This is a genomic window from Pseudonocardia sp. ZF1 (genome assembly GCF_056835605.1).
The window spans coordinates 4,518,521-4,544,093 of record NZ_JAJNBY010000001.1 but is presented as its reverse complement, the minus strand read 5'-3'; the positions used below and the strand labels follow the sequence as shown (position 1 = coordinate 4,544,093).

The window sequence follows — 25,573 nt, the reverse complement described above, 5'->3', positions numbered from 1 at the left end:
CGGTGTCCCCGCGCCCCGCAGCCGGGACACTGGAGCCGTGACCGAGACGACGGCGAGCCCCACGACCGGCAGCCGGCTGCCGCTCCGGGTGGCGATCGCGGAGGCCGAGCGCACCCTGGCCGCCGCCGGTGTCGCGTCGCCGCGCGTCGACGCCGAGCTGCTCGCCGCGCACGTGCTCGGCTCGTCGCGGTCCACGCTGCTGATGACCCCGCTGGTGGACCCGCCGGTCGTCGAACGGCTGCAGACCCTCGTGGCCCGCCGCGCCACCCGCGAACCCTTGCAGCACATCCTCGGCACCGCGGTACTCGGCCCGGTCGAGGTCGCCGTCGGACCAGGGGTGTTCACCCCGCGCCCGGAGACGGAACTGCTGCTGGAGTGGGGCCTCGCCGCGATCCGCGACGTGAGCCGCCCCCGGGTGCTCGACCTCTGCACCGGCTCCGGCGCGCTCGCGCTGGCCTTCGCGGTGTCCCGGCCCGACGCCGAGGTGCACGCTCTCGAGGCCGACCCGTCGGCACTGTCCTGGACCCGGCGCAACCTCGACGCGCACGTCGCCGCGGGCGGACGCCCGGTGACCCTGCACGTCGCCGACGTCCGGTGGACCGACCTGCTCATCGAGCTGGAGGGTGCGGTCGACCTGGTCGTCTGCAACCCGCCCTACGTCCCGGACGGGACGCCGGTGCCGCCCGAGGTGGAGCGGTGGGACCCGCCCGGCGCCGTGTTCGGCGGGCCCGACGGCACCCAGATCATCCAGGCCGTCGTACGCGGGGCCAGCGGATGGCTGCGGCACGGCGGGCACCTCGCGATCGAGCACGACGACACCCACGGCGAGACGGTCCCGGCACTGCTGCGTCGCCGGCGCACGCTGGGTGAGGTCACCGAGCACGACGACCTCACCGGCCGCCCGCGCTTCGTCACCGCCCGCCGCGTCCCCTGCCCCTGACGCCCGTCCCACCCAGCTGGGAGCGGTCGTCCGGACGTCCCGCCGGCGCCGCGGATGTGAGCCGCCCCGCACCCCCGCGCGGCACGGTCGTATCCTCGCGGATCGTGAGTGCACCGCAGACCCAGCCGCTGTTCGACTGCAGCGTCCCCGCCGAGCGCGCACGCGGTCTGACCGCCGCCGCGCGCGCCGTCCGGGCGGGTGAGCTGGTCGTCCTGCCCACCGACACCGTCTACGGCATCGGCTGCGACGCGTTCAACGGCACCGCCGTGCGCGCGCTGCTCGCCGCCAAGCGGCGCGGCCCGGACATGCCGGTCGGCGTGCTCGTCGGTTCCTGGACCACCATCGACGGCCTCGTCTCAGGAGTACCGCAGTCCGCCCGGGCGCTGATCGAGGCGTTCTGGCCGGGCGAGGTGTCGCTGGTGCTGGAGCACGCGCCGTCGCTGGCCTGGGACCTGGGCAGCACCCGCGGGACGGTGATGCTGCGCATGCCGCTGCACCCGGTCGCGCTGGAGCTGCTGCGCGAGGTCGGGCCGATGGCGGTGTCGAGCGCGAACACCTCGGGCAACCCGCCGGCGTCGAACGTGACCGAGGCGATCACCCAGCTGGCCTCGAGCGCGCAGGTCTACCTCGACGGCGGCCCGTCCGGTGACCCGGTCGCCTCCACGATCGTCGACCTCACCGGCGCCCGGCCGCGCATGCTGCGCGAGGGCGGGGTGACCGCCGAACAGGTCGAGGAGGTCGTCGGCCAGGAGGTCGACCGGGTCTGAGGGGGCCACCCGCGGGTGTGATCACGCCTGCACGGCCGCGGCCTGCGGGGATGGCAGCGGGTAGCGTGTCCCGGCGTGAGCGAGCAGACCTTCTGGGGACCGGACTTCCACGCACTGCAGCAGCAGGACCCCGAGATCGCGGGCGTCGTGCTGGACGAGCTCGAGCGCCTGCGCGGCGGACTGCAGCTCATCGCGAGCGAGAACCTGACCAGCCCCGCGGTGCTGGCGGCGCTCGGGTCGACGCTGTCGAACAAGTACGCCGAGGGCTACCCCGGCCGCCGCTACTACGGCGGCTGCGGGGTCGTCGACGTCGCCGAGAACATCGGCAACGCGCGGACCAAGGAGCTCTTCGGCGCCGAGCACGTCAACCTCCAGCCGCACTCCGGTGCGAGCGCGAACCTCGCGGCCTACGCCGCGTTCGCCAAGCCCGGCGACACCGTGCTGGCCATGGACCTCAAGCAGGGCGGCCACCTCACGCACGGCAGCAAGGTCAACTTCTCCGGCCTGTGGTTCAACGCGGTGTCCTACACCGTCCGTGAGGACACCGAGGTCATCGACTACGACCAGGTCCGCGACCTGGCCAAGCAGCACCAGCCGAAGATCATCATTGCCGGTGCGACCGCGTACCCGCGCCTGATCGACTTCGCGGTGTTCCGCGAGATCGCCGACGAGGTCGGCGCCAAGCTCATGGTCGACGCCGCGCACTTCATCGGCCTGGTCGCCGGCAAGGCGATCCCGTCGCCGGTGCCCTACGCCGACGTCGTCACCGCCACCACGCACAAGGTCCTGCGCGGCCCGCGCGGCGGCATGGTGCTGTGCCGCGAGGAGCACGCCAAGGCCATCGACAAGGCGGTCTTCCCGTTCTCCCAGGGCGGCCCGCTGATGCACGCGGTCGCCGCGAAGGCCGTCGCGATGAAGGAGGCGGCGCAGCCGGAGTACCAGGCCTACGCCCGCCAGGTCATCGCGAACGCCCAGGCGCTGACGACGAGCCTGGAGTCCGAGGGCATGCGCGCCGTCTCCGGCGGCACCGACAACCACCTCGCGCTGCTGGACCTGCGTCCGATCGGCGTCACCGGCTCGGAGGCGGAGACCCGCTGCGACCGCGCCGGCATCACGCTGAACAAGAACGCGATCCCCTACGACCCGGCGCCGCCGATGAAGCCGTCCGGCATCCGGGTCGGCTCGCCCAGCGTCACCACGCAGGGCATGACCGAGGCCGACATGGCCGAGGTCGGCGCGCTGCTGGCCCGCGCGGTCAAGGCCGAGCACGACACCACGGCCGGCGACGCCGAGCTCGCCGACGTCGCGAAGGCGGTCACCGCGCTCGTCTCGAAGGCACCGGCCTACCCTCGGGGGTGACCTGAGACCCACGGCGGAGGCGGAGAGGCGCTCGCGACGTGCCCACTGACCAGTTCACGTACGGACTCCCCATCCGGGAGCTCCTGCTCGTCGGGCTGGTCGCCGCCGTCGTCACGCTGCTGCTGACCGGGCCGGTCCGGATGCTGGCGCTGAAGGTCGGCGCGGTCGCCTGGCCGCGGGGACGGGACGTGCACGTCACCCCGACCCCGCGGTGGGGCGGCCTCGCGATGTTCGGCGGGGTGCTGGCCGGGCTGCTGCTGTCGCTGCAGCTCCCGGCCCTGCGGCTGGCCTACTTCGAGCAGAGCACCGAGGTCGTCGGGGTCGTCGTCGCGACCGGGCTGCTGGTCGGCGTCGGGATGCTCGACGACCGCTACGACCTCGACGCCCTCACCAAGTTCGCCGCGCAGGTCACCGCGGCCGGGCTGCTGGTGCTCTACGGCGTGCAGTGGGTGACGGTATGGATCCCCATCGGAGGGGAGTCGTTCCTCAGCGGCTCGCTGTTGTTGTTGGGGCAGGGGCAATCGGTGCTCATGACGGTGCTGGTCACCGTGGTGCTGGTAAACGCGATGAACTTCGTCGACGGCCTCGACGGGCTCGCCGCCGGCATCGGGCTGATCACCACGCTGGCGACCGCGGTCTTCTGCATCGGCCTCATCAGCAAGAACGGCAACGACCCGGCCGCGTTCGTGCCCTCGCTGATCGCGGTGGTGCTCGCCGGGTCCTGCCTGGGGTTCCTGCCGCACAACTTCCACCCGGCCCGGATCTTCATGGGCGACACCGGCTCGATGATGGTCGGGGTCATGCTCTCCGCGGCGATCACGACCGCCTCGGGCCGGATCCCGCCCGACGACACGGCGGCCGGGAACATCCTGGCCCTGGTCTCCCCGGTCATCGTGCTGGTCGGGATCGTCTTCATCCCGTCGCTGGACCTGCTCATGGCGGTCGTGCGCCGGACCCGGGCCGGGACCAGTCCCTTCAGTCCGGACAAGATGCACCTGCACCACCGCCTGCTCCAGGTCGGGCACAGCCACCGGCGCGCGGTGCTGCTGGTCTACCTGTGGGTCGCGGTGATCGCCTTCGGCGCGGTCGCGCTCGCCCTGGTCCCCCGCGCCGGGCTGGTACTCGCCGCGACCGGGATCGCGTTGGTCGTGGCGTTCGTGGCCTCGGCCGTGCCGCACCGGTCGCGGATGCGCACCGCCGCCTCCGCGGCGCCGGTCGCCGCGGGGGAGACGGCGATCGCCTCGACCGACGACCTCCCGGACGCCGGGCCCGGGCGCCGGGCGCCCCCCGCCCGGCCGTCCGCCGGTGGTCTGGTCGAGGACGGCCCCGGACCGCCGGGCCCCGCCGCGGCGGCACCGGTGCCGGGCCGGGTCGTGCCGGGCGGGGACACGTCCGGTCGGGACCCGTCACGGCGGGACACATCGGGTCGGGACGCACCCGGGGGGCCTGCGCCGTGGACGCGGGGCGTGCACCGGCCGAGCGGCGGGCGCGGCCCGTCGCGGACCGGGACGCGACGCGCGCCCGCCGGCACCGGGGGACCGCTGGTCGCCGGTACTGCGGGACCTGCGCCCGCCGGACCCGGACCCGCCCGGCTCGCGGGCACCCCGACCGGGGGGCCGGAACACGTCGGCCCGATGACGTCCGCCGATGCCGGGCCGTCCACACCACCGACCCCGTCCCGGCCCGTCGCCGCCCGTCCGCGGATGCCACGCGGCACGGCCGCCGGACCGCCGACGCCGGCCCCGACCGACCCCGGGCCGGTCCCACCCCGCCCGCAGCACCCGCGCGGCACCGGCCACCGCGCCCACCCCGCCGCGACACCGGGGCCGGACCAGCCGACCGTCCCCACCCCCGCGCACAACCCCGCCCGGGACCGCGACGCCTGACCCGCGCCGGTCCTGGCCCTGGGGAGAGGTGTCCGCGCTCACGGATCAGGCCCCGCCCGCCCCGTACGCCGCCCGGTCCCGGGCCCGCCGAGCGCGTCGAGAAGCGCCCGGGTGCTGCCCGACGGCGGCCGGCGACGCCCGGGCGCCTCCCGACGCGGCCGGGCGGCACGGGACACCGCGGGGGACGGCGCCGGTCGGGGCGCCGGACCCGCCGGTTACCGTGTGCGCGGAGCCGTACCCGCTGGTGGGGCGGCCGGTGAGCCGGGAGGCGGACGCACCGTGTGGCGATGGGACCGCTGGGGGACCGTGGAGTACGACGGTCCCGCGCTCGGCCAGGCGCAGGTCGTGCGGCGGCTGTCGGGGTCGATGGCCCGCGGCGCCGCCCTGGTCGGCGCGGCCACCACGGTGGTCTGCGCCGTCGGCGGGGTCGTCGCGGCCGGGGTCCCGGGCCTGTCCGCCGCGGCCCTCGGTGGCCTGCTGGCCACAGGCTCGGCCCTGCTCACGCCGGTGCTGATGCTGCGTACGACCCATCTCGAGCCGGGCGCTGTGATGCTGGCCGCATTCGGCGGCCTCGCGATGAAGGCCATCATCCTCCTGCTCGCCCTGTTCACCCTCGGGGATGCGCCGGGTCTGCACCGCATGTCACTGGCCGTCACCATGCTCGTCGTCTTCATCACGACGACGGCGGCGGAGGCCTGGGCAGGGCAGAAGCTCCAGATCCTGATCGGCACCGATCCGGGGTCCACGAATGCCTGACCTGGGGTTCGACGACCGTTTCGTCCGTTCCTGCGGCGCCCTCGCGGGCGTCCGCGGGGGCTGTCGAGGGCGTCGGGCGGATGGCCGGGCGGCGACCGCCGGGGGAGTTAACGGTGAATCACCCGACGCGACCCACCGGACCCGATCAAGATCGTTTCGTCGGACGAACGCGCAGGTGAGGTGCGTACGAGCCCCCGACATCGTGTAGAAGTACGGCTGATAGCATCCGCCACGTAGGCGATGTGGGTGACTTCCGGTGTTTCGACCCGGCCGCCCGGAAACACATCGCGCCACGAGGCACCTTGCAGGCGATCCCCCGTTCCGCGTGGATGCGGAACGGGAGCACCGGAAGGACCCCCATTGGGCACGTTGGTACTGGCGGCCGAGGAGTTCACTCCGCCCGGCGCAGGTCTGTTCGAGTACCCGCCGATCTTCGGCGCCGTCACCAAGCCGATGGTGCTGGCGGTCCTGTCGCTGATCATCGTCGCGGCCGTCTTCACGCTGGGCACGCGCAAGCTGTCCATCGTGCCGAGCCGATTCCAGTTCGGACTGGAGTCCTTCTACAACATCCCGCGCAACACGATGGCGCGTGACCAGATCGGCTCCGAGGACTTCAAGCGGTACATCCCGCTGATCCTCGGCCTGTTCAGCTTCATCCTGGTCAACAACATCTTCGCGATCATCCCGGTGATCCAGTTCCCGACGCTGTCGCGGATCGGGTTCCCCATCGCGCTGGCGTTGTTCGTCTACGTCTTCTACCACTACGCCGGGTTCAAGAAGCACGGGTTCTTCGGCTACATCAAGCACGCCGCGCTGCCGCCGGGCGTCCCGGTCTTCATCGCGCCGCTGATCATCGTGATCGAGCTGCTGCAGAAGTTCCTGGTGCAGCCGCTCTCGCTGGCACTGCGTGTGTTCGCCGCGATGTTCGCAGGCCACCTCATCCTCGCCCTGACCGCCGTGGGTGCGGCGTTCCTGGTGTCGGCGGGCTCCGCGCTCGTCATCGCGTCCCCGGTGGTGTTCGCCGCCGGGATCGCGTTCACGTTCCTGGAGGCGCTCGTCCAGGTCATCCAGGCCTACGTCTTCGCCCTGCTGGCCGCCGTGTTCATCGGCGCGGCGATCTCCGAGGACCACTGACAGCACCACCGAGACCCCGGTGCCGCCGGCACCGCGCTCGCACCACCTGCTTCATCCGCCGGCCCGTCCGGGCCGATACACCGAACGACCCGCATCCCGCGGACCCGACGGAAGGAAACCCGAAGTGAACGTCACCCAGGTTCTGGCCCAGGAAGCCGCCAACATCAACCCGGGCCTCGCGGCCATCGGGTTCGGCGCCTCGGCCATCGGCGCCGGTATCGGCGTCGGCCTGATCTGGTCGGCCGTCATCAGCGGCACCGCCCGCCAGCCGGAGGCCCGCGGCCAGCTGATGGGTATCGGCTGGACCACCTTCGTCCTCGCCGAGCTGGTCATGCTGATCGGCCTGGTGCTCTTCTTCATCGCGCAGTAAGAGCCGGCAGATCACTCTCATGCCGGTCCCGGTACCGGCGGCCATGTCAGGGAAGGACACACGGTGGAACTGATTCTCGCCGCCGAACAGCCGCTTCCGATTCTCCCGCACCTCGATGAGCTCGTGCTCGGTGTGGTCGCGTTCGCGATCCTGCTGTTCCTGCTCTGGAAGTTCGCGGTCCCGCGCTTCGAGACGCTCTACGAGGAGCGGACCGACGCGATCGAGGGCGGCCTCAAGCGTGCTCAGGAGACCCAGGAGCAGGCGGACCGGCTGAAGAAGGAGTACGAGGAGCAGCTCGCCGGCCTGCGGGCCGAGGCGGCGCGCATCCGCGACGACGCCCGGGCCGAGGGCCAGCAGATCAAGGCCGAGCTCCGCGAGGAGGCCGAGGCCGAGGCCGCGCGCATCAAGGCCCGTGGCGAGGAGCAGGTGGCCGCGTCGCGCGACGCCGCCCAGCGTGCTCTGCGCAACGAGGTCGGGGGCCTGTCGGTCCAGCTGGCCGAGCGCCTGCTGCGCGAGCAGCTGGCCGACGACTCGCGTCGCTCCGCGACGATCGACTCGTTCCTCGGTGAGCTCGACCAGCAGGGCGTGGCCCAGCGGAGCGGGGCGAACTGATGGCGGCTGTCCTGCAGCCCGCCAGCCGTGAGTCCCTCGCGGCGCTGACCGAGCGGCTGGACTCCTGGACCGACTCCGCGTCGGCCCGGGACCTGACCACGACCGCGGACGAGCTGTTCGCGGTGGCCCGGTTCCTGGACTCCGAGCGCTCCGTCCGGCGCCTGCTGGCCGACGCGTCCTCCCCCGAGGACGCCCGCGCGGACCTGGTCCGCCGGTTGTTCGGGTCCCAGCTCTCGCAGCCGACCGTGGACCTCGTCTCCGAGCTGGCGCGCAAGCGCTGGTCCACCGCCCGCGACATCGTCACCGGTGCGGAGGGCCTGGCCCGCCGCACGGCCATCGCGATCGCGGACCGCAACGGCTCCCTCGACGAGGTCGAGGACCAGCTGTTCCGGTTCGGCCGGATCGTGGCCCGCGAGCCGCAGCTGGCGAGCCTGCTCGGCGACGCCGCCCGGCCCGTCGAGGGTCGCGTCCAGCTCCTGGACTCGGTGCTCGGCGAGAAGGTCTACCCGGTGACGGCGACGCTGCTCCGCGAAGCGGTCCGGCTGCCCCGCAGCCGGCACCTCGACGTCGTCGCCGAGGAGCTCGCCGAGCTCGCGGCGGCCCGCCGGGACCGCTCGGTCGCCAAGGTGCGCACACCCGTCGAGCTCTCCTCCGAGCAGGAGACCAAGCTCGCCGAGACCCTGGGCCGTATGTACGGCCGCACGATCTCCCTGCAGGTCGAGCTCGACCGGAGCCTCCTCGGAGGCCTGGTCGTGCAGGTCGGCGGCGAGGTCATCGACGGCAGCGTGGCGGGTCGACTCGCCGCAGCTCGCCGATCCCTGCCCAGCTGACCTGCTTCGGACGCGATCGCCGGACCCCGGCGGAACGACCCGAAGACCCCGTTCGAGAGAAGGAACGACGCAGCCATGACAGAGCTGACGATCTCCTCCGAGGAGATCCGGAGTGCGATCTCCAGCTACGTCTCGTCGCTGGAGAGCGGCACGTCCCGCCGTGAGGTCGGGACCGTCGCCGACACCGGTGACGGCATCGCCCACGTCGAGGGTCTGCCCTCGGCCATGACCAACGAGCTGCTCGAGTTCGAGGGCGGCGTCCGCGGCGTCGCGCTGAACCTCGAGCAGAACGAGATCGGTGCGGTCGTCCTGGGCGACTACACCGGCCTCGAGGAGGGCCAGCAGGTCACCCGTACCGGCGAGGTCCTGTCCGTGCCGGTCGGCGAGGGCTACCTGGGCCGGGTCGTCGACCCGCTGGGCAACCCGATCGACGGCCTCGGCGACGTCGAGAGCGACGCCCGCCGCGTGCTCGAGCTCCAGGCGGCCGGCGTGATGGACCGCCAGTCCGTCGGCGAGCCGCTGCAGACCGGGATCAAGGCCATCGACGCCATGACCCCGATCGGCCGCGGCCAGCGCCAGCTGGTGATCGGCGACCGCAAGACCGGCAAGACCGCGGTCTGCGTCGACACGATCATCAACCAGAAGGAGAACTGGGAGTCGGGCGACCCGAAGAAGCAGGTCCGCTGCATCTACGTCGCCATCGGCCAGAAGGGCTCCACGATCGCCGGTGTCCGGCAGTCCCTCGAGGACGCCGGTGCGATGGAGTACACGACGATCGTCGCGGCCCCCGCGTCCGACCCGGCCGGCTTCAAGTGGCTCGCGCCCTACACCGGCTCGGCCATCGGCCAGCACTGGATGTACCAGGGCAAGCACGTCCTCATCGTGTTCGACGACCTGTCCAAGCAGGCCGAGGCCTACCGCGCGATCTCGCTGCTGCTGCGCCGCCCGCCGGGCCGTGAGGCCTACCCGGGCGACGTCTTCTACCTGCACTCGCGTCTGCTGGAGCGCTGCGCGAAGCTCTCCGACGAGCTCGGCGCGGGGTCGATGACCGGTCTGCCGATCATCGAGACCAAGGCGAACGACGTGTCGGCCTACATCCCGACCAACGTCATCTCGATCACCGACGGCCAGGTCTTCCTCGAGTCCGACCTGTTCAACCAGGGTGTCCGGCCGGCGATCAACGTCGGTATCTCGGTCTCCCGGGTCGGCGGCTCGGCGCAGATCAAGGCCATGAAGACGGTCTCGGGCTCGCTGCGTCTGGACCTGTCGCAGTTCCGTGAGCTGGAGGCGTTCGCCGCCTTCGGTTCCGACCTCGACGCCGCGTCGGCCGCCGCTCTGGGCCGTGGCGAGCGCCTGGTCGAGCTGCTCAAGCAGGCGCAGTACGCGCCGGTCGCGGTGCAGGACCAGGTCGTCTCGATCTGGCTGGGCACCTCCGGCAAGCTCGACTCGGTGCCCGTCGCCGACGTGCAGCGCTTCGAGTCGGAGTTCCGCGAGTACTCGCGTCGCCACGCCTCCGGCGCCCTGAACGAGATCACCGACACCGGGAAGCTCTCCGACGACGCCGTCGAGACGCTGACCAAGGCGGTCGACGAGTTCAAGCGCAACGAGTTCACCGCGTCCGACGGTTCCTCGGTCGTCCCCAAGGAGAAGGCCGAGAAGGCCCTCGACGAGGACGATGTCGAGCAGGAGACCGTCACGGTCAAGAAGAACTGAGGCTGATACCCGATGGCGGCACAGATCCGGGTGCTGCGCCGGCGTATCCGGTCGACGCAGTCCATCAAGAAGATCACCCGTTCCCAGGAGCTGATCGCGACCTCACGGATCGCGAAGGCCCGGGCGCGGGTGGACGAGGCACGTCCGTACGCCGAGCTGATGACGAGCACCCTGTCGGAGCTCGCGTCGAACTCGGCGCTGGACCACCCGCTGCTCGTCGAGCGGGAGCAGCCGAAGCGGGCCGCGGTCCTGGTCGTCACCAGTGACCGCGGTCAGTGCGGCGGCTACAACGCCAACGTCCTCAAGGAGGCCGAGCAGCTCCAGGCCCTGCTCCGCGAGCAGGGCAAGGAGCCGGTCCTCTACGTGATCGGCCGCAAGGGCGTCTCGTACTACCGGTTCCGCAACCGGGAGATCGAGCAGTCGTGGACCGGCTTCTCCGAGCAGCCGGGCTACGAGCACGCGGCCGAGGCGGCGAAAGCCCTGGTCGACGCGTTCATGGCCGGTGAGGACGACCACGACGGCAACACCGACGGTGTGACCGGCGTGGACGAGCTGCACCTCGTCTACACCAGCTTCAAGAACATGATCACCCAGGTGCCGCAGGCCCGGCGGATGGCTCCGCTCGAGGTCGAGTACGCGGCCGACAGCGCCTCCTCGAGGCCGGTCGGTGCCGGGTCGGAGCTGCCCTCGGTCGCCCGCGACGCCGACGCCGACACGGCCGAGAGCCAGCGGGACCACCCGGAGAGCAAGGGGCTCCAGCCGCTCTACGAGTTCGAGCCGGACCCGGACACGCTCTTCGACGCGCTGCTGCCGAAGTACATCGGGGCCCGCCTCTACGCGGCCCTGCTGGAGTCGGCGGCGTCGGAGTCGGCGAACCGGCAGCGGGCCATGAAGGCCGCGACGGACAACGCCAACGAACTGATCCGTAGCCTGACCCTGGAGGCCAACCAGGCTCGCCAGGCACAGATCACCCAGGAGATCAGCGAGATCGTCGGTGGGGTCGACGCTCTCGCCAGCGCAGGAAGTGAGAGCTGATGACCACGACCGCCGAAACTTCGGCCGGCCCGATCACCGGGCGCGTCGTCCAGGTGACCGGCCCGGTCGTCGACGTCGAGTTCCCGCGTGACCAGGTCCCGAACCTGCTCAACGCCCTCACGCTGGAGGTGGATCTCTCCGGCGACAAGCGCAAGCTGACGCTGGAGATCGCCACGCACCTGGGTGACAACCTGGTCCGGGCCATCTCCATGCAGCCGACCGACGGCGTCGTGCGCGGCCAGGAGGTCACCGACCTCGGCCGCCCGATCTCCGTGCCGGTGGGCGACCAGGTCAAGGGCCACGTGTTCAACGCCCTCGGCGACTGCCTGGACGACCCGTCCATCCAGTTCACCGGTGACCTCCGGTCGATCCACCAGAAGGCCCCGCGCTTCGACGAGCTCGAGGGCAAGACGGAGATGCTGGAGACCGGCATCAAGGTCCTGGACCTGATGACGCCCTACGTCGTCGGCGGCAAGATCGGTCTGTTCGGTGGTGCCGGCGTCGGCAAGACCGTGCTGATCCAGGAGATGATCCAGCGTGTCGCGCTGAACTTCGGTGGCACCTCGGTGTTCGCCGGCGTCGGTGAGCGCACCCGTGAGGGCAACGACCTCATCACGGAGATGACCGAGTCGGGCGTCATGAAGAACACCGCCCTGGTGTTCGGTCAGATGGACGAGCCGCCGGGCACCCGTATGCGCGTCGCGCTCTCCGCGCTGACCATGGCGGAGTACTTCCGCGACGTGCAGGAGCAGGACGTCCTGCTGTTCATCGACAACATCTTCCGGTTCACCCAGGCCGGCCAGGAGGTGTCGACCCTCCTCGGCCGCATGCCGTCCGCGGTGGGCTACCAGCCCACGCTGGCCGACGAGATGGGTGAGCTGCAGGAGCGGATCACCTCGACCCGCGGTCGTTCGATCACCTCGATGCAGGCGATCTACGTCCCCGCGGACGACTACACCGACCCGGCTCCGGCGACGACGTTCGCGCACCTCGACGCCACCACCGAGCTCTCCCGGCCGATCTCCCAGAAGGGGATCTACCCGGCGGTGGACCCGCTGACCTCGACCTCGCGGATCCTGGACCCGCAGTACGTCGGCGACGAGCACTTCCGCGTCGCCAACGAGGTCAAGCGGATCCTGCAGAAGTACAACGACCTGCAGGACATCATCGCCATCCTCGGCATCGACGAGCTGTCCGAGGAGGACAAGCAGCTGGTCGGCCGCGCACGGCGGATCGAGCGCTTCCTGTCCCAGAACCTGCTGGTGGCCGAGCAGTTCACCCAGCAGAAGGGGTCGACGGTCCCGCTCAAGGAGACCATCGAGGCGTTCGACAAGATCGCCAAGGGCGAGTTCGACGACGTCCCCGAGCAGGCGTTCTTCCTCTGCGGCGGTCTCGACGACCTGGAGAAGAACCGCAAGAAGCTCGAAGGCTGAGCGACGCTTGCGGAGCGAAGAGACAGCGGAGTTCGACTATGCCTGCTGAGATGACTGTGGAGCTCGTGTCGGTCGAGCGCCGGCTGTGGTCGGGTGACGCACGCTTCGTGCTCGCCCGGACCACGGTCGGCGAGGTCGGCATCCTGCCCGGCCACCAGCCGATGCTGGCCCAGATGGAAGAGGCCGGGGTCGTCCGCATCGACTCCACCGACGGCTCGAAGCGCACCATCGCGGTGCACGGCGGGTTCCTGTCGGTGTCGGCGGAGCGGGTGTCCATCCTGGCCGAGTTCGCCGAGCAGGCGGACGAGATCGATGTCGAGCGGGCCCGGCGGGCGCGCGACGGCGCCGACTCGTCCACCGACGAGGGCAGATCGGCGATCGCCCGGGCCGAGGCCCGCCTTCGGGCGGCCGAGGCGAACTAGCACGGGGACCGGGCAGGCAGTGGAGCTCATCGCGGCGTTCGTCGGAGTTCTGCTGCTGTGCCTGGTCGTCCCCTTGATCTGGCTCGCCGTACGGCGGGTACGACTCATGCGCAACGGCGGTGTGGACCTGTGTCTGCGCCGCCGTTTCGCTGTCACGGACTGGCACTTCGGCGTCGGGCGCTACGAGGGCGAGCGGTTCGCCTGGTACCGCCTGACCAGCTTCCGGATCGGTGCGACCGTCGTGATGGACCGGGCCGACCTGGAGATCGTGGACCGGCGGCCGCCGCACCGGTCGGAGGAGTTCGCGATCCCGATGGCGGTCGAGGTGCTGCGCTGCCGCGGCCGCGACGCCGCGGGCCGGGGCATCGACGTCGAGCTGGCGATGTCGGCGGGCGTCCGCACCGGCTTCATGGCCTGGCTGGAGTCCACCCCGCCGGGGCAGGGGCACGGCTACCGCGAGGCGTCCTGACCTCGCCGGATCGGTAGCTCTACGGACCTGTCGTCCGTTCTGTCCGTTCTATGCTGCCGCCGTGGATCTGGTCCTCCTGGCGTTCGCGGGCATTCTCGGCCGGCTGGCGTGGACGTCGTTCCGCGAGGCCCGCGACGGGCATGCCCGCTGGACGCGCGGCCTGGCCGCGACTCCGGTGACGGTCGCGGAGCTCGTCGCCATGGCCGGGTCCGTCCGCGACGAGCTCGACGCCCCGGCGTTCCGCCAGGTGGTGTCGCTGTCCGGTACCGTCGAGCCGCTCGACGACGAGGCCCGCCCGGCCCCGCTGACCGGGGTCGACTCGGTCTGGTTCCGGTTCGTCGAGGAGGCGCTCTCCCGCGGCCGGGACGACCGGGAGGAACGGCAGGTCGTCGCCGAGCAGCGGCGGGAGCGGCCGTTCCGGCTGACCGACGGTGGCGCGGAGGTCGTGGTCGACCCCCGTGACGCGCGCACCGAGATCCCGGTCGCCGAGCGCCGCCGGGTCACCGACGACGGCGGGGGCCGCGAGTTCGGCCTGTTCCGCCTCGTCGACCCGACGGTGGCCCGAGAGCGCACCGAGTGGCGGATCGAGCCGGGCTCCCGGCTCACCGTGGTGGGGGAGGCCCGGCTGTCCGGGGACCGGGTACGGCTGTCCGCCGCGGCCGGCCACCCGCTCACGCTCACCGTCGCCGAGCGCGGCGACCACCTGGAGCGCAGCCGGAGGCGCAGCGGCACCGCGATGCGGCGTGCCGTGGTGTTCGGCTGCGGCGCCGTCGTCGCGCTGCTGGTGGCGGTGCTGACCTGAGCGGGCCGTCCGGAGCGGGTCCGGTCAGGTGTCCGTGGTCGGTGCTCCGTGCGGGCCGCCCGGCTGCCACAGGACGTCGCCGTCGGGGTTCGCGACCCGGCCGAGGATGAACAGCAGGTCCGAGAGCCGGTTGAGGTACTGCGCGGTCAGCGGGTTGGTGTGCTCCCGGTCGACCTCCAGCAGGCCCCACACCGACCGCTCGGCACGCCGGGTGACGGTCCGGGCGACGTGCAGGTACGCCGCGCCCGGGGTGCCGCCGGGGAGGATGAAGGAGTTGAGCTTGGGCAGCTCGGGGTTGAACTCGTCGCACCAGCCCTCGAGCCGGGTCACATAGCCCTCGGTGACCCGCAGCGGCGGGTACTCGGGGTTCTCGACGATCGGGGTGCACAGGTCGGCACCGACGTCGAACAGGTCGTTCTGGATCTGTCGCAGCGGGTCGACGACCCGTTCCGGGAGTCCCCCGACGGTCACGGCGACCCCGATCGCGGCGTTCGCCTCGTCGGTGTCGGCGTAGGCCGCCAGCCGGGCATCGGTCTTCCGGACCCGGCTGAAGTCGCCCAGGGCCGTCGTACCGTCGTCGCCGGTCTTCGTGTAGATCCGCGTGAGATGCACCGCCACCCCGACAGGCTAGGTGCGCCGGTGCCTCGGCGACCAGATGCGGGGGTGCGCCGGACGGTCCGAAGGCTCAGGGCCGTCCGGGGCGGGCATCCGGCGTGGTGACGGTCCCGTTACCGTTCCGGTCGTGGTGGAGCATTTCGCGGTCAACGGCGGGGCCCGGCTGAGCGGGTCCGTCGACGTCGTCGGGGCGAAGAACAGCGTGCTCAAGCTCATGGCGGCGGCGCTGCTGGCCGAGGGACGGACGACGCTCGAGAACTGCCCGGAGATCCTGGACGTGCCGCTGATGGCCGACGTCCTGCGAAGCCTGGGCTGCACGGTCGCGATCGAGGGGTCGACCGTGCACATCGACGTGCCCGCCGACCCCGGGGCTGAGGCCGACTACCGTTCGGTCTCCAAGCTGCGCGCGTCGGTGTGCGTGCTCGGGCCGCTGGTCGCGCGCTGCCGGCGGGCGGTCGTCCCGCTCCCCGGGGGCGACGCGATCGGTTCGCGGCCGCTGGACATGCACCAGAACGGGCTGCGCAAGCTCGGCGCGACCACCGACATCGTGCACGGCAGCGTCACCGCGACGGCGGGCGACCTGCACGGCGCGCAGATCTGGCTGGACTTCCCGAGCGTCGGCGCGACCGAGAACATCCTGATGGCCGCGGTGCTCGCCGAGGGCACGACGGTGATCGACAACGCGGCCCGCGAGCCGGAGATCGTCGACCTCTGCGTGATGCTGCAGCAGATGGGCGCGAAGCTCGAGGGCGTCGGGAGCTCCACGCTGACCGTGCACGGCGTCGCGGGGCTGCAGCCGACCACGCACCGCGTCATCGGGGATCGGATCGTCGGTGCGACCTGGGCGTTCGCGGCCGCCATGACCCGGGGCGAGGTCACCGTGCGCGGCGTCGACCCGCACCACATCGACCTGGTTCTCGACAAGCTCCGCAGCGCGGGCGCCGAGATCACCACCGCCGAGCAGGAGTTCTCGGTCGCGATGCCCGGCCGCCCGGAGGCGGTCGACTTCGTGACGCTGCCCTACCCGGGCTTCGCGACGGACCTGCAGCCGATGGCGATCGCGCTGTCCGCCGTCGCCGAGGGCACGTCGATGATCACCGAGAACGTGTTCGAGGCGCGCTTCCGCTTCGTCGACGAGATGGTGCGCCTGGGTGCGGACGCCCGCACCGACGGGCACCACGCCGTCGTACGGGGGCGGCCGGAGCTGTCCAGCGCGCCGGTGTGGGCCAGCGACATCCGGGCCGGGGCCGGGCTGGTACTGGCCGGGCTGTGCGCACGGGGCACGACCGAGGTCTGGGACGTCGCGCACATCGACCGCGGCTACCCGCGGTTCGTGGAGAACCTGTCCGCGCTCGGCGCCGACATCCGGCGGGTCGCGGGCGAGCCGGAGCGGTAGGCGCTCGGCCCCGCAGGGCGCCGACGGCGGCTCGCCGTGGCGGCGCCGGTACCCGGCGGCGATCCGGCCGGGGTGGGCGACAACCCTCGGCGCGACACGGCCCGGGGGCCGCCTCGCCGTTGCTCCGAACGGCCCATCAGCCCGGCGGACCGGTCCGCGCCGTGCCACCCTTCGCGTCGACTCGACGAGGAGGACCGTCATGGTGAGCACCCCCGATGCCGCGGACGTCTCGCAGGCCGGCCGCAAGGCGGGCCGCGGGGCGCGGGACGCCGCGCACTCGACACCGGTGCGCGTCGCCGCCCGGGTCGGCATCGCCGCGAACGGGGTGCTGCACCTGCTGATCGGGTGGCTCGCCGTCCAGATCGCGCTCGGCTCGGGCGGGCAGGCCGACCAGAACGGCGCCCTCGGGGCGATCGCCGCCGAGCCGGCCGGCCGGGTGTTGCTGTGGGTGCTGGTGGTCGGGTTCGCCGCGGTCGTCCTGTGGCGGACGGTCTCGGCGGTGTGGGGCTTCCACTACGTCGGCGACAGCACGAAGCGGACGGCGAAGCGGGTCGTCGCCGGTGGACAGGCGGTCGTCTACGCCGTGCTGGCCGTCACCGCGGCGACCACCGCGGTCAGCGGGCGCGCCTCGAGCGGCGGCGGCGGGCGGGCGACCGCCGGACTGCTCGGCCTGCCGGGCGGCCAGATCCTCACCGCGCTGATCGGGCTGGGTGTGCTGGTCGGCGGCGGTGTGCTGGCCTGGAACGGCTACCGGAAGAAGTTCACCGAGGACCAGGACCTCGGCGGCGCCGACACCCGGCTGCGGCGGATCAACGCCCGTACCGGGCAGGCCGGGTACATCGCCAAGGGGATCGCGATCGGTGTGCTGGGCATCCTGCTGGGCGTCGCCGCGCTGACCTTCGACCCGCAGCGCGCGAACGGGCTGGACTCGGCGCTCAAGACGCTGCGCGAACAGCCCTACGGGGTGTTCCTGCTGGTCGCGGTGGGCGTCGGGATCGCCTGTTACGGGGTGTTCTGCTTCCTCGACGCCCGCTACCACCGGGTGGACTGAGCGCTCAGTCCAGGGAGCGGCGGCTCAGCACCACGCGGGCGTCCTTCACGTCGCGGGGGAAGACGAGCAGCGCCCAGCCGCCGCCGTCGGCGCGCGAGGTCGTCGCGCGGATGCCCTCGGAGCGGAGCCGGTCGCGCAGCACGCGGGCGGCCTCCTGGCCCGGTACCCGGGAGACCTCGGTGAGCAGCCCGGTGGCCACCGGGTCGTCCGGGTCGTCGGTGGGCAGCGCGTGGTGCTTCTGGTGGCCGTAGGTCCAGCGCAGCAGCAGCCCGAGCACCAGCAGCACCACCGCCAGGCCGATGACGGCGCCGAGCCGCGGGACCAGGTCGAGCTCCATCCGCCGATGGTCGCACCCGGACGGGCGACGCGCCCTGTCCGAGGGGTCGGGTGGTGAACCGATCCAGCGCTCGGTTTCCCGCGCGCGTCGCGTACTTTGCCGAACGCAGGACTGTGACGAGGGACGACTCCGTGCCCGTCGCCGGCTACTGACGAGTAGTCTCAGTCCGCATCACAGGCAGTGCCGACTGTGCTCCCGCGACGACACGGAGGTTCCGGTGCCGTACCCCACCGATCGTGAGCGCGACCGTCCGTGGGTGATCCGCACCTACGCCGGTCACTCCTCGGCGGAGAAGACCAACGAGCTCTACCGCCGCAACCTGGCCAAGGGGCAGACGGGCCTGTCCGTGGCCTTCGACCTCCCGACCCAGACCGGCTACGACCCGGACGACGAGCTCGCCAAGGGCGAGGTCGGCAAGGTCGGCGTGCCGGTCAGCCACATCGGTGACATGCGCACGCTCTTCGAGGGGATCCCGGTCGCCGAGGCCAACACCTCGATGACGATCAACGCCCCGGCGATGTGGCTGCTCGCGCTGTACGTGGCCGTCGCCGAGGAGCAGGCGGAGCAGTCGGGTCTGGACTACGCCGAGGTCCGCGCGAAGCTGGCCGGGACGACCCAGAACGACATAGTCAAGGAGTACCTGTCGCGGGGCACCTACGTGTTCCCGCCCGGGCCCAGCCTGCGGCTGATCACCGACATGGTCGCCTGGTCGGTCGGCGAGATCCCCAAGTGGAACCCGATCAACATCTGCAGCTACCACCTGCAGGAGGCCGGGGCCACGCCGACGCAGGAGCTGGCCTACGCGCTGTCCACGGCGATCGCCGTCCTCGACTCGGTGCGCGACTCCGGGCAGGTGCCGCCGGAGAAGTTCGGCGACGTCGTCGGGCGCATCTCGTTCTTCGTCAACGCCGGCATCCGGTTCGTCGAGGAGATGTGCAAGCTCCGCGCGCTGGGCCGGCTCTGGGACGAGATCACCCTCGAGCGCTACGGCGTGCAGAACCCCAAGCAGCGACGCCTGCGCTACGGCGTGCAGGTCAACTCGCTGGGGCTGACCGAGGCGCAGCCGGAGAACAACGTCCAGCGCATCGTGCTGGAGATGCTCGCCGTCACCCTGTCCAAGGACGCCCGGGCCCGTGCGGTCCAGCTGCCCGCCTGGAACGAGGCGCTCGGCCTGCCGCGGCCCTGGGACCAGCAGTGGGCGCTGCGGATGCAGCAGGTGCTGGCCTACGAGACCGACCTGCTGGAGTACGAGGACATCTTCGACGGCTCCCGCGTCGTCGAGGCCAAGGTGTCCGAGCTCGTCGAGGGCGCCCGCGCCGAGATCGACCGGGTGCAGGAGATGGGCGGCGCGGTCGCGGCCGTCGAGTCCGGCTACATGAAGGGCGAGCTGGTCAACTCCCTCGCCGCCCGCCGTCGACGGCTGGAGTCCGGCGACGAGGTCGTGGTCGGGGTCAACAAGTTCGACACGACCGAGCCGAGCCCGCTGCAGGCCGAGGGCGCCGACGCGATCTTCACCGTCGACCCGGCGACCGAGCGGTCCGCGGTCGAGGCGATCCGCGAGTGGCGCGCCGCGCGGGACCAGGACGCCGTCGACGAGGCGCTGCGGGCGCTGCGCGACGCGGCCAAGACCGAGCAGAACCTCATGCAGGTCTCGATCGACTGCGCGAAGGCGGGCGTCACCACCGGCGAGTGGTCCGGTGCGCTGCGCGAGGTGTTCGGGGAGTTCCGGGCCCCGACCGGAGTGGCGGGGGCGAGCATGTCCGGCGAGGGCGCCACCGAGATCTCCGAGGTCCGCGAGCGGGTCCGCGCCACCGGCGACGAGCTGGGGCAGCGGCTGCGGATGCTGGTCGGCAAGCCCGGCCTCGACGGCCACTCCAACGGCGCCGAGCAGGTCGCCGTGCGCGCCCGCGACGTCGGGTTCGAGGTGGTCTACCAGGGGATCCGGCTGACGCCGTCGCAGATCGTGGCGGCGGCGGTCCAGGAGGGCGTGCACGCCGTCGGGCTGTCGGTGCTGTCCGGGTCGCACCTGGAGGTCGTGCCCGCGGTCGTGCGGGGGCTGCGCGAGGCCGGGGCCGGGGAGGTGCCGGTCGTCGTCGGCGGGATCATCCCGCCCGAGGACGAGAAGCGGCTGCGCGAGGGCGGGGTCGCGGCGGTCTTCACGCCGAAGAACTTCCGGCTGACCGGGATGATGGACGAGATCGTCACCCTGATCCGGCGGTCCCAGGGTCTGGACTGAGTCAGCCCAGCCGCGTGCGCGCGGTACCGGCGAGGCGGGCGGCCAGGTCGCACAGCTCGCCGGTACCGAGGCCGCCCTCGGCGGTCCTGACCCGCAGCACCTCCGACATGGGCCGCCCGTTGGTGCCGACGAAGTCCCGGACGGGCACCTCGGCGTTGCAGGCGGTGTCGCCGTCGGCCTGTGTCCAGGTGTCGGTGCCCGGGCCCCGGCGGGCGTCGGTGCCCCGCGGGTCGTCGTAGCGGTCGAAGGACAGGGTGATCTGCAGGGCGTCGACGGCGTCGCCCGCGTCCCAGCCGCACCGCCAGCCCGCCACGTCGCGGAAGAACTCCGAGCGGTTCGGCCCGGGCAGCACGGTCAGGTCCTCCGGACGCAGCAGGGTGCACGCGTCCGCGGCCCACAGTGCGCTCGACATGGGCGGTGTGCGGCGGGGCACACCGCGGGCCAGGGTGGCCGCCGCCGACGCCGCGGCCGCCTCGGCGGGGGCGCACGGGTCCGGGGCCGCCTGTGCCGCGGCCGACGGGGCGAACCCGCTCTGCACCTGCACCACGGTGCCGTCGGCCAGCCACAGGTAGCGCTCGCAGTCGGTGCCCTCGGCGGGGCGCCGGATCACGGTGAGCTCGCTGCGACGTTCCCGTGCGCCGTCGGGAGGGTCGTCGGTGCGCTGCTGGTAGCGGACCGACACCCTACGGTGTCGGTGCCCTCGCGGAAGGCGTCGACGTCGCAGGAGGCGAAGCCGCCGTGGTCGGGGACGGTCTGCGGCGCACCCCACGGCGCCAGCACGGCCGGGTCCACCAGGCAGGGATCGGCGGTGCGCTGGTCGCCGACGGCCAGGGCCGGTACGGCCTCCGGGAACCCGCCGGGTGCGGCGGTGGTGTCCGGCCGGTCGCCGGGGAGCACCAGGGTCGTGCCGACGACCGCGGCCGCGGCGAGCACCACGGCCGCGCCGACCAGCAGGGCCCCGCGTCGTCGCTGCCGCGGGTCCCCGACGCCGTGATCGGGCCCGGCGGTGACGTCGTCGGGACGGGTCGGGGACCCGTCGCCCGGCGCGGGTGCGGCCGGTACCGGCTCGGGCCGGTCGGCGAGCGCCCACAGCGCCCGTGCCGCCTCGGCCGCGGTCGGCCGGGCCGCGGGGTCGGTGGCCGTCATCGTGGTCAGCAGCTCCGGTACCGGCCCCCGGCCCGACGGGGCCGGTACCGGCTCCTCGGCGATCCGCCGGATGAGCGCGAGCGGGCTGTCCTCGGCCCAGCCGTAGGGTGGCTCGCCCTCGGTCAGCACCCGGAGCGTGGCCCCGAGGGAGTAGACGTCGGCGGGCGGGGCGGGGTCCGCGCCGCGGGCGGTCTCGGGTGCGAAGTACGCGGGGGTGCCCAGGGCTCCGACCGTGTGCGCGTGCCGGGTGGGGATGAGCGCGATCCCGAAGTCGGTGAGCTTCACCGGGCCGTCGGCGGAGACCAGGACGTTCGCGGGCTTGACGTCGCGGTGCACGATCCCGTTCTCGTGCAGTGCCGCGAGTGCCTCGGCCACCTGCGCCCCAATCCGGGCGGCGACGCCGGACGGCAGCGGTCCGGATCGGAGGAGCAGCGCCGCGAGGCTCTCCGCGGGCACGTACTCCATGACCAGCAGCGGGCCGCCGTCGAGCTCCAGGACGTCGAAGACGGTGACGATCCGGCCGTGGTGCAGCTGCGCGGCGACCGCGGCCTCCCGGCGCAGCCGCCGGGTCGCCGCCGGACCGGCCCCGTCGGACCCGCCCGGGTCGCCGTCGTCGGGCAGCAGGACCTGCTTGAGCGCGACGTCGCGCTGCAGCACGGTGTCCCGGGCCCGGTGCACGACGCCCATCCCGCCGGCGCCGAGCCGCTCGCCGACGGTGTAGCGCCCGGCGACGACGGCGCCCGGGACCAGGACCGTGCTCACGGCGTCTCCCGGTCCAATGCGTCGAGGTCGGCCGCGGTGATCGAGCGGCTGCGGACGAGCTCGGCGACGAGGTTCTCGTTCAGCGCGTTGCCGACCGGCGGCTCCACCTCCTCGGCGAGCAGCCCGGCGACACCCGCGGCGGAGAGCCGCTCGCGGACCGCACGCACGGTGTGCTCGGCCCGTCGGTGGGTCCAGCCCGCCTCCGGGTCCAGCGCCTGCATGCCCTCCCCGACCTGCCGCCAGCTCTGGGGCGTGGGGCGGGAGTCGCCCTGCAGATAGCGCCGGGCCAGCAGTACGACGACCCGGCGCTCGTCGGGGTCCAGCGGCCAGACCGGGGGCTCGTAGGTGTGCGCGTCGGGTGGGAGGGCGCCGGTGCCACCCGGTTCCGGGCCGCTCACCCGGACCTCCAGGGCGTGCTCGCGCCCGGGGGAGCCGGCCAGGTGCACCAGCGGCCGGTTGCGGCCGAAGACGACCTCACGGCCCTGGCGCGGACCGAACGTCGCGCTGCTCTCGAGGGTCCGTGCGTACAACGTCTGCTCGCCGCAGGTCCGGTCCACGCCCCGTCCTCCCGGTGGGTCAGCTCTCGTCCTTCTCACTGCCCCGGCGGCTCAGCAGCTTGAAGCCGGGGATCCCGATGATCGCCTGCCGGACCTCCTTGAGCACGTCCAGGAGCTCGTGCACGTCCGGTCCGACACGGTCGAGCGTCGTCAGGATCGGCATGATGTCCTCCTCCATGTGCTCGGTGAACTTCGGCAGCTGGTCCACCAGCCGGATCGCGGCGCGCACCTCCTCCTCGGAGAGCTCGTCGACGAAGCGCTGGGCCAGCGGGGCCGCCCGGCGGGCCAGCGGGCCGTAGAGGTCCAGCAGCTCACCGGCCTGCTCGCTGGCGCCCGCGGCCTGCCCGACGACCTCGCCCGCCCGGTCGGACACCGCCTTCGCCGCGGTGACGACACCGGTCGCGTCGGTGGTGACGGTCTCGACCTGCCCGATGAGGCCGCCGGCGCGCTCGCTGATCTCGCCGACGGTCCGGATGAGCCCGCCCGCCTCGCCGGTGACGGTGTCGACCCGCGCGAGCAGCCCGCTCGCGTTCCCGGTGACCACCGACACCTGCTCGACGATGCCCTCGGCGTTCTGCGAGACCGTGGTGACCCGCCGGACCAGGTCGCCCGCCTCCTCCGACACCGTGGTGACGCGCCGGACGAGCTCGCCCGCCTCGTCGGAGACGGTGGTGACCCGGCGGACCAGGCCGTCGGCCTGCTCGGACACGGTGGTGACCTTGCGGACCAGGGTGTCGGCCTCGTCGGCGACCCCGCCGACCCGCGCGACCAGCTCCTCGGCGTTCCCGGCGACGCCGGTGACCCGCGCGACCAGCTCCTCCGCGTTCCCCGCGACGCCGGTGACCCGGGCGACGAGCGCCTCGGCCTGCTCCGCGACCGGGCGGACCCGGGCCACGAGCCCGGTCGCCTCCCCGGCGACGGTGTCGACGGTCCCGATCAGCCCCTCGGCCCGGTCGACGACGCCGTCCACCCGGTCGAGCAGCTGCTCGGCGCGGGTCGCGATCGTGCCGATCCGGCCGACCAGCGAGCCGACCTCCTCCAGCAGTTCCCCGGCCCGGGCGGGCAGCCCGGCGACGGTCCCGGCGAGGTCGCCGGTCGCCTCGACCACGGAGGCCGCGCCGGAGAGCAGGTCGGACGGGCCGGGAACGTCGATACCCGCGATGCGCAGCGCCATGGCCCGGATCATTCCAGTCCGGCGGCCGCGCGGCTCAGGAGTCGGGGGTGCGGGCGCAGAGCTCGTCGACGGTGAGGTCGCGTGGCGGCAGGTTCGCCGCGGTGAACCCGAACGGCGCGGCGAGCTCCAGCCAGCGCCCGGAGTCCTGCAGCGCGGTGAGCCCGCGGTCGAACTCGTCGCGGAAGGCACCGTCGGCGGGGCGGAACGCGAACGCCCCTGCCCCGACGACCGGTCGTCCCGCCACCTCGGGGGCGAACGCGGCGGTCACCTCCAGACCGATGCCCGCGTTGCGGCGGACCTCGTCGAGCAGCGAGATGCGGGTGAGCGCCCCCACCTGCGCACCGCCGTTCGCGACCTCGCGCACCAGCGCGCCCTGCGAGTCGACGGTGACGATGTGCTCGGCCCGGATGCCGGCCGCGAGCGCGTACTCCTGCTCGGCGCTGCCGTCGAGCACCGCCAGCGTCGCCCCGGACCGGCGGACCCCGGCCAGTGTCGCGACGCCCAGCGGGTTCCCGGCCGGGACCACCAGGCCGGTACCCGCCACGTAGTCGGGGCGGGAGAACGCGACCTGCTGGCAGCGCAGCGCGGTGATCGTCAGCCCGACCGCGATGACGTCGAAGCGGCCGTCGAGCAGGCCGGGGACGAGCTGGTCGAACCTCGTCTGGACCGCGGCCAAGCCGCTGCCGCCGAGGTCGGTGACCACCGCGCGGGCCACCTCCGGGCTCTCCCCGGTGGCCCGGCCGGAGCCGTCGGTGTAGCCGAACGGGCGCTCCCCGGACAGCCCGACGACGACGTCGCCGCCGGCTCGGAGCCGGGACAGCGGGTCCGACGGCCCCCCGCAGCCGCCCAGCAGCGGCCCGGCCAGCGCCGTCCCGCCGAGGGCGGCGGCCGCCCCCAGCAGGCGCCGCCGGCTCAGCCGGGTGGTGGTGCGGATCTGCATGGTCCCGCGAGCCTAGGTGTCGATCAGTCGGTCCACTCCGGGGCCCGCTTCTCCAGGAACGACGCCATGCCCTCGCGGGCGCCCCCGGACTGCGACATCGACGCCATGACCTCGGCCGCGACACCGTAGGCGTCGGCCTCGGGACGGTCGAGCTGGGCGTAGAGGGTCTGCTTGCCGACGGCCTTGGACAGCCTACTGCCCCGGGTCGCACGGGCGAGCAGCTCGTCCACGCGGGCGTCGAGGTCGCCGTCGGGAACGGCGTAGTTGATCAGGCCCCAGTCGGCGGCGGTGGCCGCGTCGACCGGGTCCCCGGTCAGGGCCAGCTCCATCAGCCGCTTGCGTCCGATGTTCCGCGCGACCGGGACGGCCGGGGTGTGGCAGAACCAGCCGCCCTTGCCGCCGGGCAGCGCGAACGTCGCGGACTCCGCGGCGACGGCGAGGTCGCAGGACGCGACGAGCTGGCAGCCCGCGGCCCAGGCCGTCGCGTGGACCCGGGCGATCACGACCTGCGGCACCTCCTGCACGGTGCGCATGACCGTCGTGCACAGCCGCAGCAGGGAGCGGACCCCCGCCAGGTCGCGGGCGGCGACGTCGCCGAAGTCGTGGCCCGAGGAGAAGGCCTTGCCCTCCCCGGCGAGCACGATCCCGGTCGCGTCGCTGCGTCCGGCGCTCTCGAAGGCGTCCAGCAGCTCGCGCAGGTGGTCCTCGGTGAGGGAGTTGCGTCGCTGCGGGCGGTTCATCGTGATCCGGACCGTGTCGCCGTCCTGCTTGACCAGCAGGTGCTCGTAGTCGGGCATGGGTCGACGGTAGCCCGGAAAACCCTCGACGCCG

At 73.0% G+C, this 25,573-nt stretch carries 26 protein-coding genes; 18 read left to right on the top strand and 8 right to left on the bottom strand.

Annotated features, from left to right (window positions below; all coding sequences use genetic code 11):
* Positions 1-37: 37 nt before the first annotated feature.
* From prmC to ZF1_RS21820, 15 genes are all read left to right on the top strand, one after another.
* Positions 38-940 carry a peptide chain release factor N(5)-glutamine methyltransferase gene (prmC, locus tag ZF1_RS21890; protein ID WP_062397371.1) on the top strand — a complete coding sequence of 301 codons (903 nt, stop codon included), beginning with the start codon at positions 38-40 and terminating at the stop codon, positions 938-940.
* A gap of 104 nt (positions 941-1,044) precedes the next feature.
* The gene (locus tag ZF1_RS21885; protein ID WP_476652472.1) at positions 1,045-1,707 is read left to right on the top strand and encodes an L-threonylcarbamoyladenylate synthase; all 663 of its coding nucleotides are present in this window, start codon (positions 1,045-1,047) and stop codon (positions 1,705-1,707) included.
* 75 nt (positions 1,708-1,782) lie between these two features.
* Complete coding sequence (locus ZF1_RS21880) at positions 1,783-3,066, top strand: serine hydroxymethyltransferase (protein WP_476652471.1); 1,284 nt, start codon at positions 1,783-1,785, stop codon at positions 3,064-3,066.
* A gap of 38 nt (positions 3,067-3,104) precedes the next feature.
* A complete protein-coding gene (locus tag ZF1_RS21875; protein ID WP_482638232.1) occupies positions 3,105-4,952 on the top strand; it encodes a glycosyltransferase family 4 protein in 1,848 nt (615 codons plus the stop codon).
* Positions 4,953-5,231: 279 nt separating this feature from the next.
* Entirely contained in the window at positions 5,232-5,708 is a 477-nt protein-coding gene (locus ZF1_RS21870) for a Cg1360 family ATP-synthase-associated protein (protein WP_405415367.1), read from the top strand.
* A 360-nt stretch (positions 5,709-6,068) separates the two neighbouring features.
* Positions 6,069-6,842 (top strand): F0F1 ATP synthase subunit A, encoded by a 774-nt coding sequence (gene atpB, locus ZF1_RS21865; RefSeq protein WP_062397367.1) that lies wholly within the window; start codon positions 6,069-6,071, stop codon positions 6,840-6,842.
* A gap of 124 nt (positions 6,843-6,966) precedes the next feature.
* Entirely contained in the window at positions 6,967-7,212 is a 246-nt protein-coding gene (locus ZF1_RS21860) for an ATP synthase subunit c family protein (protein ID WP_020621511.1), read from the top strand.
* Between the two features lie 63 nt (positions 7,213-7,275).
* The gene (locus ZF1_RS21855) at positions 7,276-7,824 is read left to right on the top strand and encodes a F0F1 ATP synthase subunit B (protein ID WP_062397364.1); all 549 of its coding nucleotides are present in this window, start codon (positions 7,276-7,278) and stop codon (positions 7,822-7,824) included.
* Entirely contained in the window at positions 7,824-8,654 is an 831-nt protein-coding gene (locus tag ZF1_RS21850) for a F0F1 ATP synthase subunit delta (protein WP_178376185.1), read from the top strand. Before ZF1_RS21855 ends, ZF1_RS21850 begins: the two co-directional genes overlap by 1 nt.
* A 75-nt stretch (positions 8,655-8,729) precedes the next feature.
* Complete coding sequence (gene atpA, locus ZF1_RS21845; protein ID WP_482638231.1) at positions 8,730-10,367, top strand: F0F1 ATP synthase subunit alpha; 1,638 nt, start codon at positions 8,730-8,732, stop codon at positions 10,365-10,367.
* 12 nt (positions 10,368-10,379) lie between these two features.
* Complete coding sequence (locus ZF1_RS21840; protein ID WP_482638230.1) at positions 10,380-11,402, top strand: F0F1 ATP synthase subunit gamma; 1,023 nt, start codon at positions 10,380-10,382, stop codon at positions 11,400-11,402.
* Positions 11,402-12,835: a F0F1 ATP synthase subunit beta gene (atpD, locus tag ZF1_RS21835; RefSeq protein WP_073578511.1), complete on the top strand. Its 1,434-nt coding sequence runs from the start codon at positions 11,402-11,404 to the stop codon at positions 12,833-12,835. Before ZF1_RS21840 ends, atpD begins: the two co-directional genes overlap by 1 nt.
* 50 nt (positions 12,836-12,885) lie before the next feature.
* Positions 12,886-13,257 carry a F0F1 ATP synthase subunit epsilon gene (locus ZF1_RS21830; protein ID WP_100878596.1) on the top strand — a complete coding sequence of 124 codons (372 nt, stop codon included), beginning with the start codon at positions 12,886-12,888 and terminating at the stop codon, positions 13,255-13,257.
* 19 nt (positions 13,258-13,276) lie between these two features.
* Positions 13,277-13,726, top strand: coding sequence for a DUF2550 domain-containing protein (locus ZF1_RS21825; RefSeq protein ID WP_482638229.1), 450 nt, complete (start codon positions 13,277-13,279; stop codon positions 13,724-13,726).
* A 61-nt stretch (positions 13,727-13,787) separates the two neighbouring features.
* On the top strand, positions 13,788-14,528 hold the full coding sequence (locus ZF1_RS21820; protein ID WP_337825587.1) for a GIDE domain-containing protein: 741 nt from the start codon (positions 13,788-13,790) through the stop codon (positions 14,526-14,528).
* A 24-nt stretch (positions 14,529-14,552) separates the two neighbouring features.
* On the opposite strand, the gene ZF1_RS21815 is transcribed toward ZF1_RS21820, so the two are convergent.
* A complete protein-coding gene (locus tag ZF1_RS21815; protein ID WP_100878593.1) occupies positions 14,553-15,146 on the bottom strand; it encodes a cob(I)yrinic acid a,c-diamide adenosyltransferase in 594 nt (197 codons plus the stop codon).
* A gap of 124 nt (positions 15,147-15,270) precedes the next feature.
* Between ZF1_RS21815 and murA the strand changes: the two genes are divergently transcribed.
* Together murA and ZF1_RS21805 are read left to right on the top strand one after the other, a co-directional pair.
* Positions 15,271-16,539: a UDP-N-acetylglucosamine 1-carboxyvinyltransferase gene (gene murA, locus ZF1_RS21810; protein ID WP_062397349.1), complete on the top strand. Its 1,269-nt coding sequence runs from the start codon at positions 15,271-15,273 to the stop codon at positions 16,537-16,539.
* A gap of 199 nt (positions 16,540-16,738) precedes the next feature.
* Positions 16,739-17,590, top strand: coding sequence for a DUF1206 domain-containing protein (locus ZF1_RS21805; RefSeq protein WP_346105459.1), 852 nt, complete (start codon positions 16,739-16,741; stop codon positions 17,588-17,590).
* A gap of 4 nt (positions 17,591-17,594) precedes the next feature.
* Here the strand turns inward: ZF1_RS21805 and ZF1_RS21800 are convergent, their stop codons facing one another.
* A complete protein-coding gene (locus tag ZF1_RS21800) occupies positions 17,595-17,927 on the bottom strand; it encodes a hypothetical protein (protein ID WP_062397345.1) in 333 nt (110 codons plus the stop codon).
* Positions 17,928-18,144: 217 nt separating this feature from the next.
* Here ZF1_RS21800 and ZF1_RS21795 point away from each other — a divergent pair, with 217 nt between their 5' ends.
* On the top strand, positions 18,145-20,163 hold the full coding sequence (locus ZF1_RS21795; protein ID WP_062397343.1) for a protein meaA: 2,019 nt from the start codon (positions 18,145-18,147) through the stop codon (positions 20,161-20,163).
* Position 20,164: 1 nt separating this feature from the next.
* Here ZF1_RS21795 and ZF1_RS21790 read toward each other — a convergent pair whose 3' ends face one another.
* From ZF1_RS21790 to ZF1_RS21765, 6 genes are read right to left on the bottom strand one after another with little or no spacing between them, the layout of a single operon-like run.
* Positions 20,165-20,773 carry a hypothetical protein gene (locus ZF1_RS21790; RefSeq protein ID WP_482638228.1) on the bottom strand — a complete coding sequence of 203 codons (609 nt, stop codon included), beginning with the start codon at positions 20,771-20,773 and terminating at the stop codon, positions 20,165-20,167.
* Entirely contained in the window at positions 20,770-22,071 is a 1,302-nt protein-coding gene (locus ZF1_RS21785) for a serine/threonine-protein kinase (RefSeq protein ID WP_482638227.1), read from the bottom strand. Before ZF1_RS21785 ends, ZF1_RS21790 begins: the two co-directional genes overlap by 4 nt.
* Positions 22,068-22,628, bottom strand: coding sequence for a hypothetical protein (locus ZF1_RS21780; RefSeq protein ID WP_482638226.1), 561 nt, complete (start codon positions 22,626-22,628; stop codon positions 22,068-22,070). The genes ZF1_RS21785 and ZF1_RS21780 overlap by 4 nt, the downstream gene beginning before the upstream one ends.
* Positions 22,629-22,647: 19 nt before the next feature.
* Positions 22,648-23,802 (bottom strand): hypothetical protein, encoded by a 1,155-nt coding sequence (locus ZF1_RS21775; RefSeq protein ID WP_482638225.1) that lies wholly within the window; start codon positions 23,800-23,802, stop codon positions 22,648-22,650.
* A gap of 34 nt (positions 23,803-23,836) precedes the next feature.
* Positions 23,837-24,742 (bottom strand): transporter substrate-binding domain-containing protein, encoded by a 906-nt coding sequence (locus ZF1_RS21770; protein ID WP_208824832.1) that lies wholly within the window; start codon positions 24,740-24,742, stop codon positions 23,837-23,839.
* A gap of 23 nt (positions 24,743-24,765) precedes the next feature.
* Positions 24,766-25,539 carry an enoyl-CoA hydratase-related protein gene (locus tag ZF1_RS21765; protein WP_482638224.1) on the bottom strand — a complete coding sequence of 258 codons (774 nt, stop codon included), beginning with the start codon at positions 25,537-25,539 and terminating at the stop codon, positions 24,766-24,768.
* Between the last annotated feature and the right edge of the window lie 34 nt (positions 25,540-25,573).